The following is a 15,658-nucleotide window of genomic DNA, read 5'->3' on the forward strand; positions in this document are numbered from 1 at the left end:
GGCCTAGGCGTCCAGCTTGGCCAGCACGTCTGCCACCGAAGCGCCGCCCAGCAGATCGGCCACCTCTAGATCGTGGTCGAACTCCATTTTGACCTGACGGCGAAACTCCAAGGCCTGCAGGGAATCCAGGCCGATGGCGACCATGGGCACCGTGGTGTCGATCGCCTGGATGCCCTCGACACCGATGGCCTGGGCCAGTAGCTTCACCAGTCGGTGCGGCACGCTCGCCGCTCCGGTGGGGGCCGAATCAGCGGCCGCGGGCACGGCTGCCGAATTCAGCTGCGCCAATAGTGCTTGTCGGCCACAGGTTTCGAGCACGGCGCGGGCCCGGTCCAAGTCGAACGATGCGACGATCACGTTCTTGCCAAGGCAGGTCACGTCGACGGCCAGTGCATCGGCGGGCAGCATGGGAACGACGCCGAGACCGCTTAGCATCGCGAGGCCGGAGTCGTCGAGATGGACTTTCCAGTGTCCCCACTGCACAGAAACGCAGTCCACACCTTCGGATTGCAGTCGGTGGGCCATGGCGTCAAGCATCCGATTGGCCGCGGCGTAGAGGGCCAGGCCGCGACCGCCGACGGTCGCCGAAATCGACGAGCAGAGAATCACCCGGGCGTCGTCGGTGCGGGGGAAGGTTTCCAGCACGCGTGCGATGCCGACAACTTTGGCTTGCAGGGCCTGGTCGACGTGTGTGGTGGTGATGTCGTCCAGTTCGACACCCGAATACGCCACGGCGGCATGGACTATCAGATCTGCTGGCGCGTCTTGATGTTGCCGCGCCAGTTGCGCTACCGCGGCCTGGTCGCCCAGATCGCATTGGGCCAGCCGGATCTGGGTCGCGGTGTCCGAGCGGAGCCGCTGCAGTCGATCCGCGACGGCCGGGCTTTCTCCCGATCGGTTCACCAGGGTGATGCGCCGGGTGCCGCGCCTTGCGAAGTGCTCGCAGAATTCGAGCCCGAGTCTGCCACTCCCCCCGATGATGAGCACATGTTCGGGATGCGCAGCAGCGGGGGCTGGCGTGGCTTGGCTCTCGGAGACCCGCTTTGCGTAGAGGCCGCCGCCACGCAGTGCCAGCTCGGATTCATCGCGAGTGTGCAGGGCCGCAAGTACTTTGGCCGCGAGCTCGGGCGGTGGAGCGGGTGGCAGATCGAGGTGCCGGAATCGCACGCCCGGATATTGAGCGCCGATGCTGCGAAAGCCCGCGCTGGCTGCGGCGTGCACCGGATCCGGCGCGTCGTCGTCGGCAAGTACCGCCTCACCGCCCACCGTCACCAGCCAGCACTCGGTCACCGCGTCCCTCATTCCCGGCCACCAGGCTCGGTCGGCGAAGAACGTCGCGACCTCGTTCGCCGCCGCGGCGGTGTCCAGTTGCGGTGATTGCGGAAGAAGTATGACGTAGGTGTCCAGATCGTTTGTGGGGCTGCTATTTCGGGTGTCGACGAGCCTGGCCGTGGCACCGAGGTGGCTGGCCGCTGCGCAAAGGGCATCGGCCAGATCCACGCATGCCGTGGTGTGATCGATGATTCCCAGCGCCCGCGGCGCTACCAGCGAGCGTTGCTGCAGCCTTACCCATTCCTCGGTGAGAAGCCGGGGCCTCGTCACGACCCCGGTGGAGTCGGGAGGTGACGGGGCGGGCTCGCTGAACTCGGTACGGCCACGCGGCTGCCCACCTTGCTCGTACGGCGCCCAGAACTTGATCTCATTCAGCACCGTATTGGGGAAGTCCGGCAAGGGCAGGGGTGCCGGGCCGTCGGACTCGGTTCCCAGGCAGTCCCACGGGTATTCCAGGTCGTGCACCGCAAGCTGCGCGAGGTTGTTACTGAACTCACCCAGATCGCCGGCCGTCCGGCTGGATGTGCCGATCACCAAGGTCTCGGGTAACTCCGCCAAGCCGGCAAGATTCTCTTCAATCGCCAGCTGCAGCGTCGGATGTTCGGCCAGTTCGACAAAGGTGTCGACGCCCAGTGGTATGGCGGCCGCGACCGCCTTATCGAACCGAACGGTGTTGCGCAGGTTCCAAAACCAGTACTGGTCGACTGGTAGGTCACCTGTCAGGGGACCGCCCAGGGTCGCGCCGAGGCAGTCGATATCGGAGTCAAGGAACTTCGGGTTCTCCAGCGCGTGTGCGGCCGCGGTGCGCACCTTCTCGCCGAGTCGTTGGATCACACTGGTATGCGCGGGATACCGGACGCGAATGACGCGCGCGAAGGTGCCGCGCTCGGTGAAGATGTCCACGATGCCCTGCACCGTATCCCGGTCACCTGAGATCCCGGTCATGCCTGGGGAATTGACCACCGAGAGCTCGGCCCAACCCGCGCATCGCGCGAGCAGGTCCTCGCAGGTGTCGCGGTCGGCGGCGACGACGGCCATTGCGTAGTCACCCGTGTCGAATTCGTCAGCCGCACGAGCCCGAATTCCGACGACGCGCACCGCATCCGACAAGGTGACCTTGCCGGCTACGTAGGCCGCTGCGATTTCACCTTGGCTGTGCCCGATGGTGAGGTGTGGCCGAACACCGAAGGACCGCCACGTCGCGGCCAGCCCGGCCATCTGCGTGAACAATGCCGGCTGAACGATACTGGCATGGTCCTGCGCCGCAAGTTGTTCGTCGAGAAGGTAATTCAGTGGCGAATCGCCGAGCTGTGTCTGGAACTCCTCGGCGCAGCGATCCACCTCGGTCCGAAAGGCAGGAACCGACTCGTAGCAGAGCCGGCCCATCCCGGGCCGCTGGCTGCCCTGGCCGGGAAACACGTAAGCGTGCCGACGGGTGGTGGCTGCGCTGCCGGTGCGCACCACCGAGGGATGGTCTTGTTCATCGGCAACGGCCTGCAGAGCGCTGATCAAGTCCTCGCGGTCGGTCACCATGGCCAGGGCGCGGTACCGGCGGGCGACCCGCGTGCGGAACAACATCCCCGCGATCGCCTGCGCGGTGACCTCGGGATGGCTTGCGGCGTAGGAAAGTACAGCCGCGGCCTCGTTGCGCACCAGCTCGGCGGTATCCGACGACAGCAGCACCGGGATGGTGCCGTCGGGTAGCCGGTAGGTAACCTTCACGCGACTCGCTCCTCGGAACCGGCGGGCATGGCGATGATCGCGTGCGCATTGGCACCCCCCGCGCCGAACGACGACGCGGCGCCGTAGCGGATCCCGTTTTTCGGTTCCCAGGGGTGCAGCTTGGTAGCCAGTCGCAGGCCGGTCAGATCCCAGTCGAGTTTCTTGGTTGGGTTGTCCGAGAAAAGAGTTGGCGGGATGTGGCCGTGCTGACCGGCGAGCAGTAGCTTGATCAGGCCGAGCATTCCGGATGCGGCTTGGGCATGACCGGCGTTGGACTTGATCGATCCCAGTAGCGCTTCGGATCCGCCGGCGCCGTACGTCTTGAACAGAGCCACCAATTCCATTGGGTCGCCGGCAAGGGTTGCGGTGCCGTGTCCTTCGATCATGCCCACGTCCGCTGGATCGATTTCGGCCACCTCGAGTGTCTTGCGGACCAGCTGTTCCTGTGCGCGGATCCGGGGTACGAGAATCGGTTTGCCTTTGCCGTTGTGGTTGGTGCGAATGGCCAGGATTCGGCCCAGGATTCGGTGTCCGAGTTGCCGGGCTCGTGATTCACGCTCGACAAGCACCGCTCCGGCACCTTCGCCCCAGACCGTGCCGGTCGCGTCGTCAGAGTAGGCGCGGCAGTGCCCGTCGTCGGAAAGGGCATTGAGCCGGGCGAACTCATAGAAGGCCGACGGTGCTCCGAGAACACACACGCCGCCGGCGATGGCCCATTCGCACTCGTCCAGCGCAATCGCGGTGGCGGCCAAATGAAGTGCAGTCAACGACGACGCGCACGCGGTATCAACCGATATGGATGGGCCGGTCAGTCCCAGGAAGTGCGAGATGCGGCCGGCACCGCCAAGTTGACCCATGCCGACGGTTCGGTGGCCGGTGTAGGCATCGGCCACCGCGGCGCGGGTTCCGTACTCCGACATGGACATTCCGATGAAACAGCCGGCCTCTTGGCCCTCGACTGCGCCCGGGTTGACCCCGGCATTTTCCAGCGCCTTCCACGCCACCCGCATCGCAACGCGTTGCTGGGGGTGCATCACGAGGGCCTCGCGAGGGGTGATGCCGAAGAAGTATGGGTCGAATACCGTTGCGCTGTCCATGAATCCGCCGGCATCGGGAACCTGTCCCCAGCCGTCCAACTCCGAAACCGACAGCAGATCGTCGACCGGCCAGCTGCGATCCCGGGGAAACGGAGAGAGCAACTCCCGAGATTCGGCGAGCGCCGACCACAATTGCGCTGGCGTGCCGATTCCTCCCGGGGCCTCGACGGCCATCCCGGATATGACGATCGGATCGCTGAATGGCGCTAGCGCAGCACCGTATTTGCTCACGCTGTCTGCCCGCAGCACGCGTAGGACGCGACCAATTCCGCAACGGCGTCGAGGTGATCGTTCAAGTAGAAATGGCCGCCGTCGAACATGGTGACCTCAAGGGCGCTGGTGTGCTTGCCCCACCCGTAGAGGTCGGCCAGGCTGACGATCGGGTCTTCGTCGCCTCCGATCGCCAGAATGGGGGCCGCTATCTTGACGTCCTCGTCGCACAAGTAGGTGTCACAGGCCTGATAGTCAGCCTTGATCACGGGAAGTGCCAGCTTCATCAGTTCGCGGTTGCTGAACACATCCGCGGTGGTGCCTTCCAGCGCTGCCAGATAGTCGAGGATTTCGTCGTCGTCCTTTGGATGCGGTGGTTTTGCCGACGAATTGCTCGGGGCGACCGACGCCGAGACATTCAGCCGCCCCACTTTGATTCCCCGGGCCTCGGCGAGCCTGACGAATTCGAAGGCCACCCAGCCACCCATGCTGTGACCGAACGCGAATAGCGGCAGCCCGCGATTGTGGGGCGAGTTTGTGAACTCCGCGAGTGCTCCTGCCGCGATCGCGGGCAGCGCGGTGAGCGGCGTTTCGGCGGCGCGGTCCTGGCGGCCCGGGAACTGGAAAACGAGGACGGTGAACTTCTTACTCAAGGCTTTGGACAGGTTGCGATAGGCCGACGCGCCGGCCCCGGCATGCGGAAAGACCAGCAAAAGCGGGTTGTCGGGCGAATCGGGTTTGTGGAACTCCCTGATCCACCCCAATGGGCGCCGCATGCACAGATACCTTTCGTATGCCCGTCGAACAATCTCGGTCCCGCCAAGCAACTTAGCGAAGGCTAACATAAACTATCCGGCGTCACGGGCTGGATGTCAGCCCGCTGACCTCCGGATTCAGCACTGTGACGGGCTGCCTTCGTGAGGCTCCCGGTCACGAACCATGAGCGCGGCACGTTTGTTCGGCAGCTCGACGTCGCGAGTGCGACGGAAGCCGGCGCGCTCGAACGCCCGAATCGACCGCTGGTTATCGACGTCCGGCTCGGCGATCACCCGGTCGGCGCGCGGGTCCGCATCGAGCTGCCAGGTGGATACCGCGTTCAGCAGCTTTACGGCCAGGCCGCGACCGCGGCATTCGGCCGGACCCAGCAACAGGTGCACGCCGGCGTCGTGGTCCCGGGCGGCGTAGTAGTGCGCCAACTGGTCAAGATCGGCTCGATAGAGCTCCCAATAGCTCATCGGAATCCCGTTCAGTTCGCCTACGTAGGCAGTGGAATGCGCACTTTCTTCCTGCTTCTGCAGATAGGCCGCGATCTCGCGGGGTGGCCACGCCTTCTTCCAGAAGCGAGCTACCTCGGGATCGTTCATCCATGCGTGCAGTAGGTCCACATCGCGGTCCAGGCACAGGCGACGCAACGAGAATTCGCCGGAGAACTCCTCGTGTTCCAGGCCGGCACAGCGGTGCCGCAGATCCGGCGTGTACACCGCGCAACCTCCGGTACTGCCACCTGAAACTCGTGCTCGGACGGCCGCAGGAGCCGCTTAACTTAGCGAAGGCTAACATAATCTGCTGAGCTGTGCTTGGGTAGCGGGAAGAAGGGGCAGGCGCTGGGCGACCATGGGCACGAGTCAAGAAGATTTCCTTGGCTGCAGAGGCCTGCGGGCTTCAATTTCTAGGAGTGAAAACTAGCGATGGTTGACGACGCCAGGACCGTACAGGAACGCCGTCGCGAGCTGCTGCGCCGGCGCGTCGCCGAAAGCGGCTTAGCGGCAAAGCAAACGGTGGCGATGCCAAGGGTGCGCGCCGGTGAGCGTTACCCGCTGTCGGCGGGCCAACGCCGAATGTGGTTTCTGCAGACGATGGATCCTGCGGACGCCGCGCTGAATATCTGTGTTGCCTATCGGCTGACCGGCGACGTGGACCAGGCACGGCTACGGGCCGCCTTCGGTGCTTTCGTCGAGCGGCACGCCGTCTTGCGTACCACCTATGGAGTGGACAGCGCGGGTGAGCCCTATCAGATCTATAGCGATGACGCCGAGATCAATTGGAAGACGACGGATTTAACCGAATCCCCGGAACTCGAGCGGAATCGCCGAATCGAGTCGTTGGCCCGAGAGGAGTTCGGCAAACCGGTCAAGCTCACCAGCGAAATCCCGTTGCGCGTTACGCTGATCCGCACCGGCGCAGCCGAATTCGTGCTGCTTCTGGTGGTGCATCACATCGCGTGGGACGAAGAATGCTGGGAGGTGTTCTTCGGTGAGCTCAGCGCCGCGTACAACGGGCAGGATCTGAGTGCGGCGGCTCCGCAGTTTGTCGCGGTCGAGGTGATGGAAAGCGCGGTGGAGCCCAGCATTTCCGACGTCGGCTACTGGGCTGACCGGTTGCGTCCGCCACCCGAACCGCTGGAGCTCCCGGGTGCGCGGGCCGCGCATCCGTCCAGGCGCTCCGAACGTCGCACGCATTCGCTGCCCGCCGAGCTTTATCGCCGCGTCGAGGATTTCGCCCGCCTTAGTTCGGCCTCGCCGCTGATGGTGCTACTGGCGGCCTTCGGGGTGCTGGTGCGCCGCTACACCGGCGCTACCGATTTCCTCGTCTCCGTGCCGGTGACCGAGCGCAGCGCCACCTCCGCCGCTGCGATCGGCTATTTCGGCAACACGCTGTTGCTGCGGATCACCACCCGACCCCACGACACGTTCACCTCGTTCGTCGCAGCGGTGCGCGAAACCTGTCTCGAGGGCTTCGCTCATCAGTCGGTCGGCATCGATCGGGTGATACGCGAGATAAACCCGGAGCGAATGGGTCACGACGGCATGGACCAGCTCGTCCGACTGGGCTTCAGTATGCGCAAGAGCACCAACGGATTCGCGCTGGACGGCATCACCGTGCGCCAGCTGCGATTGGGCGCGGTAACCGCCGACCTTCCGCTTGCGCTTGCGATCGTGCTGGAACCCGAAGGTGTATTCGTCGAATTCGATTACCAGATCGACGTGCTGAGCGGCGAACTCGCCGATCAAATGCGGACGCATTATCTACAGCTACTCGACAGCGCGCTGGCCGACCCAGAACATCGTCTCGTCAACCTGGACATGCTGGGCGCCGGCGAGCGGAAAAGCGTTTTGGCGCAGTCGCATGGGGAACTCGTCGCCGCTGCGCCCACCACAATGGTGGCGCTGCTCGAGGCCGCCGCCACCGGCGCTCCCGACGCGGTGGCGCTGGTCTCTGACGCGACCGAGCTGACCTATGCCGGATTGCACGGTCGCGCAAACCGCTTGGCGCGCTGGTTGATCGAACAGGGATTCGGTGCCGACGACATCATCGGCCTGCGCATCAGCACGTCGGTCGAGTTCATCGTCGCGATGCTCGCCGTACTCAAGGCAGGTGCGGCCTACCTGCCGATCGACCCGGCATACCCGGGCGATCGCATCGAATACCTCGTTACCGACGCCCAGCCCAAGGCGGTTATCGGGCACGACGAGCTCGATGCCGCCGAACAGAGCGCCGCGCAGCTTTCGGACACTGCGCTCACCGACGCCGATCGGCTATCCCCATTGCATCCCGAGCAATTGGCCTATGTCATCTACACATCGGGATCAACCGGCCAGCCTAAGGGTGTGGCGGTTTCGCACCGGGCCATCGCCGAACACATCGAGGGCTTCGTCGCCGAGTGGAGCATGACCGCCGACGACCGGTTGCTGCAATCGTCGTCGGTGAGTTTCGATGCCTCGCTGTTGGACATTTTCGTCACGTTGTCCCTTGGGGCACAGCTCATTGTGCCCAAACCAGATGCGTTCAGCGACATTCCGTATGTCGCCGATTTGATCGGCCGCCGCGGGGTCACCGTGCTGCACATGGTCCCCTCGATGCTGAGCACTCTGCTGATGCTGCCGCAGGTCAACGAGTGGCGGCAGCTGCGACACGTGCCGGTGGGCGGCGAAGCGCTCCCCGGCGAGATCGCCGACAAGTTCTCCGGCTACTTCGACGCGAAGTTGCGTAATCACTACGGCCCGACCGAGGCCGTCGTTTGTTCCACGCACATGCCGGTAACCGGCTCGCACGGCGCACGGGTGGTACCGATCGGCGTGCCGAACCGCAACGTCTACGCCTACGTGCTGGACGAGGAGCTGCAGCCGGTTCCCGCAGAGGTGATCGGTGAGCTCTACCTCGGTGGTGCTCAGTTGGCGCGCGGCTACCTGGGCCGTCCGTCGCTGACCGCACAGCGATTCGTCGCCGACCCATTCGGCCCGGGTATGCGGCTGTATCGGACGGGAGATCTAGTGCGCCGCAACGTCTCTGGTGAGCTGGAATTCGTCGGGCGAGCCGACGAACAGGTCAAGATCCGCGGCTACCGGATCGAGCCGGGGGAAATCGAGTCCGTGATCGCGATGCATCCAGCGGTCGCGCACTGCCTCGTCGTCCCGGAGGACACCGCGGCCGGACCCATCCTCGCCGCATACGTCGTGCCCGTCACGAGCGCCGAAACCGCCTTCACGGAACTGGAACTCGACGAGATCCGCGGACATGCCGCGTCGGTGCTGCCGGAGTACATGGTGCCCGGCGCGTACGCTGTGATTCCCGAAATCCCACTGACGGTGAGCGGCAAGCTGGACAAGCGGGCCCTGCCCGCGCCGACCCGTATCTCGGCGCGTCAATACCGGGAACCGGTGACAGCCACCGAGCAACGGATGTGTGCGATCTTCGCCCGGTTGTTCGGCCGGGAGAAAGTGGGAGCCGAGGACTCCTTCTTTGGGCTGGGCGGCCATTCGCTGCTCGCCGCCCGACTGATCGCGCAGATCCGCGCCGAATTCGGGATGGCGCTGGACGTCCGCGCCGTCTTCGATGCGCCGACTCCCGCCGGACTGGCGGCGGTGCTGGTTGAGCAGGTGCGGGCCGAGTTCGACATCGATCTCGACGAGGATCTCGACGAGCTGGAAATCGAGCAGCCCGTCGACGACGGGGGTGCCGCCGACGCGCCGGTGCTACCGTCGACCCGTCCGGATCAGGTCAAGACGGTTCGTTCGCAGCGGCCGCCGTTGTCCTACTCGCAGCTGGCCATGTGGTTCCAGCACCAGATGCGAGGCACCAGTGTGTTCTTCAACCTTGCGCTTTCGCTCAGGTTCACTGGTCCACTCGACACCACCGCACTTGCCCTGGCACTCAACGACGTTGTGGCCAGGCACGAGGCACTGCGGACGACTTTCCCTGAGCACGAAGGGCTTCCGTATCAACGCGTGCAGCCGGATCTAGTGGTCGATCTCGCCGTCTGCCGGGTCGCCGCCGGCCAGGTCGACGAGACGGTGGCCGAGCTGCGGCGTTATGCCTTTGCGCTGGATTCCGAACCGTTGATCAGGCCGACGCTGCTGATGGTCGATCCGGAAAACCACCTGCTGCTATTGCTGATCCACCACATCGTTACCGACCATACTTCGCTGGGCGTTATCTTCGAGGATCTCCTCAGCGCATATCGCGCCCGGGCGGCCGGACAGGCGCCGGGGTGGGACGCGTTGCCGCTGCAGTTCATCGATCATGCTGTGTGGCAACAGAATGCCTTCGATGGCCCGTGGGGGCAGGCCGAACTAGCGCATTGGCGTGACGTGTTGGCCGGTTTGCCCGACGAGATCTCGATAGGTGCTGACTATTCGCGGCCGCCGATTCTGGGCAGCCGTCCCCAGACAGCCTCATTCGTCGTGCCGGCCGAGCGGCGCGCGGCCCTTGCGCAGCTCGCCGAGCAATCGGGGGCCAGCGAGTTCATGGTGTATCAGGCCGCACTTGCGGTGGTGTTGCACAAGCTGGGCGGGGGTAGCGACATTGCGATCGGCAGTCCGGTCGCGGCTCGGGTGGAAGCCGCCACTGCGCATGTCAATGGTCCCTTTGCCAACGTCGTGGTGCTGCGCAATGACCTTTCGGAAGATCCGAGCTTGCAGACCACGGTGGTGCGCTGCCGCAGCACGGTCTTGGATGCGTTGGCGCACCAGGAATTCCCCATCGATCGGTTGGTCGAGTCGCTCAATCCGCGACGCTCGACATCGCGAAATCACCCCTTGTTCCAAAGCTCAATCCACCTGCGCGGTGCGCGGGACTGGGCGCGCCGGCCGCGCCGGCTCACCGAGACCGGCCAAACCACGGTGGTTCCCGTCCCGATGGAGTTCGAGATCTCGCTACTGGATCTGGAACTGAGCATGGACGTGCTGCCCGACGGCGACCTCGAAGCGCGTCTGGTCGCCAACGCCGATCTGTATAGCCGCGAGACGGTCGCACTCATCGCCGATGCGCTGGAGTCCGCATTCGATGCCTATGCGCTGACGCCGGACCTGCGCATCTCGGCGCTGCAGTTGCTGCCTGCTGCCGCGATGGAAAGGCTGCTCGCACCGGCGATTCCGGCGCCCCGGCAGCGACCGCTGGCCGCCGGAGCCGGTTCGGCGGCAACCGAGCGGGCGCTCATCGCGTTGCTCGAGGAACTGCTTGACATCACCGACGTCGACCGGGAGGACAACTTCTTCGCCCTCGGTGGGGACAGCATCATCTCGGTTCAATGGGCGGCCCGCGCGGGCGCACAGGGACTGGCGCTGACTCCGGTGATGGTCTTCGAGCACCTGACGATCGCAGAACTTGCCGCCGCGGTGGATGCGGCCGCCGATCATCCGGTGGCTGAAGGTGATCCAGTGTCCGTGCAGCAGGCCGAGCCGATGAGTGCCTCGGGTCTGGACGCCGATGCGCTGGCGGCGCTCAGCGCGGCCTGGCACAGCCAATCGTGAGGCGATGGTGACGACAGCTCCGGCACAGATCGAGGACGTTCTTGCGCTTACCCCGCTGCAGGAAGGTCTGTTTGCCCTGTATCGATTGGCCGAGGGCAGCTTCGACATCTACACCATGCAGTTCGTCGCCGATATCGACGGTCCGCTCGATGTCGAGCTGCTGCGCAGAAGTGCCCAAGCCATGCTCGACCGGCACCCGAATCTGCGGGCGGCGTTCTGGGATCGCGATGTGCCCAAACCGGTCCAGATTGTGCCGGCGCATGCCGAGCTGCCGTGGTCCGAGCGTGTGGCGATGCCGACGGAATTCGACGCAATCGCACGGTCCGAGCGGCATCGTCGGTTCGATTTGAGCAGAGGTCCGGCGATGCGCGTGGTGGTGCTCAGTGTCCCCGGGGAGCCGAGATGGCGGATGATCTTCACCGCCCATCACATCCTGCTCGACGGCTGGGGACTCGGGGTCTTCTTCACCGAGATGCTCGCGGTGTATCGGGCCGGGGGAGCACTTGACGGACTACCCGCTGCGCGTCCGTACCGCGACTACATCGCTTGGCTGGCGGGCCAAGACCGGGTGGCGGCCGTTGCCAAGTGGACCGAATACCTCAAGGGCGTCTCCGCGCCGCTGATGGTGGCCGAGGGCACGTCCGCCGCGGCCGGCGGCGTGCCGGAGCAGGCGCAGTCGCTGCTGCCGGCCGGCGCTACCGCTGGGCTCCGGCAATGGGCGCGGCGCAATGGACTCACCCTCAACACCGCGGTGCTGTTCGCCTGGGCCGTCGTGCTCAGCAGGCTCACCGATCGTCGCGACGTCGTCTTCGGCACCGTCGTCTCAGGCCGTCCGGAGAACCTGCCGGACATCGAGACGATGGTGGGGATGTTCATCAACACCGTGCCGGTGGTGCACCACGTCAGCACGGCCGCGTCGGTAGTCGAACAGTGCGTTGCGCTGCAGCGTGAATCGTCGGCAATGCGTGACATCGGCTACCTGAGTTTGTCGGAGCTAGGGCGTGCACACGGCGGCGGCGCACTGTTCGACAGCATGTTCGTGTTCGAGAACGCGCCGATCGAGGACGCGATTCATCCGGTGACCACACCAGACGGTGCCCGCTTCACTCCCATTGCCGGAGAAAGCCTGACGCACTACCCGTTGACCGCCGTCTCGCACCTGAAGGACGATGCGCTGGTGGTGGTGGTGGAAGCGATTCGTGCGGCGGTTCCGCATCTTCCGGCCGCGCAGATCTGCGAGCGACTGGTCGGGGTACTGCGCCAGCTCCCCGCCATCGGCGACCGAACCCCCGATGCGCTGGATGTGTTGACCGCGGCCGAACGTGCCGAATTCGCCGGCGTTGGTTCGCCATCCGTGCCGATTCCCGAGGGCTCGGTGTGGGAGCTGTTCGAGCGGCAGGTTCGCACCACCCCGGACGCCATTGCCCTCTCGGCGGGCAATTCTGAGCGATACACCTACGCCGAATTACATGCTGCGGCATGCCGATTGGCGGGCGTGCTGGCCGCCCACGGCGTGGGGCCGGAAACGGTGGTAGCTCTGGCATTGCCGCGCTCCGGCCAGTCGATCGTCGCGATCCTGGCTGTGCTGGCCGCGGGCGGGACGTACCTGCCGATCGACGTAAGCCTGCCGGCCGCGCGGATCCAATCCATTCTTCGTCAGGCGAATCCGGCACTGGCGATCGTCGGGGACGGCTGCGCAGACTTGGTAGGTGCGCAAATTCCGAAGCTGGATCCCGCCGTGGCCGAGGGCAATTCACGGGACGTTGCCGTGGCGCCGCGGGCACACCGTGATCCGCAGCATAGTGCGTACATCATCTTCACCTCCGGCTCGACCGGTGAGCCCAAGGGTGTCGTCGGCACCAACGCCGCACTGCTCGGCTATTTCGCCGACCACCGCGAACGCGTGTACCGGCCGGCCATGGCGCGGCTGGGCCGCCCGCTGCGGATCGCCCACGCCTGGTCGTTGAGCTTCGACGCCTCCTGGCAACCGATGATCGGCTTGCTCGATGGCCACGCGCTGCACCTGTTCGACGCCGAGGAGATGCGTGACGCGGATCGGTTGGTCAAGGGCATGGCTGCAAACCGGATCGACATGATCGATACCACGCCCTCGATGTTCGTCCAACTGCGCGCCGCCGGGCTCTTGGACCACGACCTAGGGGTGCTGGCCCTGGGCGGCGAAGCCATCAACAGCGCGCTGTGGGACCGGTTGCGGGCATTACCGTCGACCTCCGTGTACAACTGCTACGGGCCGACCGAGATGACGGTCGAGGCGGTGGTGGCCCCCGTCCATGACTACCCGGCCCCGACGATCGGCACGGCCAACGCCGGAACGTTCGGATATGTACTGGATTCGGCGTTGCGGATGGTGCCCAACGGCGTGGTCGGTGAACTCTATCTGTCCGGTGCACAACTTGCCCGCGGCTACGTCGGCCAATCGGCGATGACCGCCGCTCGCTTCGTGGCCGATCCGCTGCGACCCGGTCAGCGCATGTACCGCACCGGTGACTTGGTGCGCAGACTGGCGCATGGCGGGTATGCATATCTGGGCCGTGAAGACACCCAAGTCAAGATTCGCGGCTACCGGGTGGAAGTCAGTGAAATCGAGGCCGCATTGCGCGGTCAGCCCGGAGTTCAGGATGCGGCGGTGTCCGTGCTGCGCCGGGAGAGCGGCGCCACCTTGGTGGGTTTTGTTGTGTGGCAGGAGAATACGAACGCCGACCCGGCCTATCTGCGTACCGAGCTCACCGAACGGCTGCCCTCCTACATGGTGCCGGCCCGGATTCTGGCGCTGGCTGCGCTGCCGGTGAACGCCAACGGCAAACTGGACGGACACGCGTTGGATCGGCTGGCCGCCGGCGCGCTGTCCGCGGTTGCGGGCGAGGCGGTGGCTTCCAACGACACCGAACGGGTGCTGTGCGAGCTGTTCGAGGAGCAGTTCAGCGGCGTGGTCCCACACCTTGACGACGACTTCTTCACATTCGGCATGGACAGCATCGTGGCGATCTCGTTGGTACACAAGGCGCGCCGGCGTGGTCTGACGCTGAGCCCGCGGATGGTGTTCAGCGCCGCGACCATTCGTCAACTCGCCGCCGCGGTCGACGAGGCCGTCGAGTCGGATGCCGGCGTCGCGACCGCCGAATACGGTGAAGTGCCACCACTTCCCATGGTTTCCTGGCTGTACCAGCACGGGAGTTTCCGCCGCTTCACACACACCGTTCTGCTCCGGCTGCCGTCTGCTATCGACGGCTCGGCTATCGAGCGGATGCTGCAATTGCTCCTCGACGGGCACGACACCCTGCGATCGGTGCTGACCGACACTCCCGCAGGTCCGCGGCTGGTGACCCGAGAGCCCGGTGTCGTCAGTGCGGCTGACGTGTTGAGCCGAGTCGAGCTGTCGGCTGCCGACGAGACCGAACTGGTCTCGGCCATCGGGCGTTCGGCGCCCGAAGTGATGGACGAGATCGACCCCTACCGGGGTGAAGTGCTGCGGGCCGTCTGGTTCTGCGGAGCCGAACACGGAGATGTTTTGCTGCTCACCGCGCACCACCTGACGGTGGACGTCGTGTCGTGGCACATCATGCTCGGTGATATCGCCGAGGCGTGGCGCTGCGTGCAGGCGGGGGCGGCGCCGAAGATGTTGCCGGAGTTCACCTCTTACCGCCGGTGGTGTGAGCTGATCTGGCAACGGGCCGACGAGCCGGAGGTGCGGGCTCAGCAGGAGTACTGGGTCGGGCAGGTCTGCGCGCCCGATCCCGCTTTAGGTCTGCGGTATCCGGATCCCGCCCGGGACACCTGGTCCACCTTGCGCGTCACCCAGACGGTCACACCGGCCGGCGTCACCGCGCTGGTTTTGGCCAGCCTCGCCAGAGACGAGGGGGTGCGTGAATTCCTCTTGGCTGCAACAACAATGGTAATGGCGAGTTGGCGCCGTCTGCGCGGACAGGATCCGGCAGCCGGCACCCTGCTGGCGCTGGAAGGCCACGGACGCGTCGATGCCGCCCTGGACACCGATACCACCAATACAGTCGGCTGGTTCACCAGCGCTTTCCCGGCGCGATTCGGGGTGGGCGCGGATGCGCTCGACGTTGCGCAGGCCGAGCAGGACCCGCGGGCCGCACGGGCCCTGCTGGACACGGTGGTCGCCCATCTCGGCGAAGTGCCGAACGAGGGACTGGACTACGGCCTGCTGCACTACATCGCCCGCCTCCCCGATTTGGAGAAGGGGGCCGAACCGCAGATCCAGTTCAGCTATTTGGGTCGCCTGGATCTCGGCGCTGCCGGCGACGAACCGTGGTCACTGCTCGGTGGGGCCTACCTGGCGGCACTGCCGAACGCGCCGGAGCCGGATTTACCGCTTCGTTTCGCGCTCAACGTCAGCGCCTTCGTCGCCCACACGCCAGAGGGCACCCAACTGATCAGCAACTGGCGCTGGAGCGATGCGTTGTTCGCAAGCTCGGATATCGACCAGATGATGCAACTGTGGCAGCGCGGCATTGCCGCACTGGCAGGCGGCCTGGACAGAAACCCGGCTTGAGGAAGGACTGG

General features: G+C 65.4%; 6 protein-coding genes. 2 read left to right on the forward strand and 4 right to left on the reverse strand.

Annotated features, from left to right (window positions below):
• Positions 1-3 precede the first annotated feature (3 nt).
• From nbtC to AWC27_RS06350, 4 genes are all read right to left on the reverse strand, one after another.
• Positions 4-3,054 carry a nocobactin polyketide synthase NbtC gene (gene nbtC / locus AWC27_RS06335; protein ID WP_169726731.1) on the reverse strand — a complete coding sequence of 1,017 codons (3,051 nt, stop codon included), beginning with the start codon at positions 3,052-3,054 and terminating at the stop codon, positions 4-6.
• Entirely contained in the window at positions 3,051-4,382 is a 1,332-nt protein-coding gene (locus AWC27_RS06340; RefSeq protein ID WP_085669729.1) for a beta-ketoacyl [acyl carrier protein] synthase domain-containing protein, read from the reverse strand. The genes nbtC and AWC27_RS06340 overlap by 4 nt, the downstream gene beginning before the upstream one ends.
• On the reverse strand, positions 4,379-5,137 hold the full coding sequence (locus AWC27_RS06345) for a thioesterase II family protein (protein WP_085669709.1): 759 nt from the start codon (positions 5,135-5,137) through the stop codon (positions 4,379-4,381). The genes AWC27_RS06340 and AWC27_RS06345 overlap by 4 nt, the downstream gene beginning before the upstream one ends.
• A 117-nt stretch (positions 5,138-5,254) precedes the next feature.
• Positions 5,255-5,842, reverse strand: coding sequence for a GNAT family N-acetyltransferase (locus AWC27_RS06350; RefSeq protein ID WP_085669710.1), 588 nt, complete (start codon positions 5,840-5,842; stop codon positions 5,255-5,257).
• 207 nt (positions 5,843-6,049) lie between these two features.
• Here AWC27_RS06350 and AWC27_RS06355 point away from each other — a divergent pair, with 207 nt between their 5' ends.
• Together AWC27_RS06355 and AWC27_RS06360 are read left to right on the forward strand one after the other, a co-directional pair.
• Entirely contained in the window at positions 6,050-11,110 is a 5,061-nt protein-coding gene (locus AWC27_RS06355) for a non-ribosomal peptide synthetase (RefSeq protein ID WP_085669711.1), read from the forward strand.
• 4 nt (positions 11,111-11,114) lie between these two features.
• On the forward strand, positions 11,115-15,647 hold the full coding sequence (locus AWC27_RS06360; RefSeq protein WP_211281572.1) for a non-ribosomal peptide synthetase: 4,533 nt from the start codon (positions 11,115-11,117) through the stop codon (positions 15,645-15,647).
• Positions 15,648-15,658 lie beyond the last annotated feature (11 nt).

The sequence above is a fragment of the Mycobacterium szulgai genome, from assembly GCF_002116635.1.
In the GTDB taxonomy this organism is placed as follows: domain Bacteria; phylum Actinomycetota; class Actinomycetes; order Mycobacteriales; family Mycobacteriaceae; genus Mycobacterium; species Mycobacterium szulgai.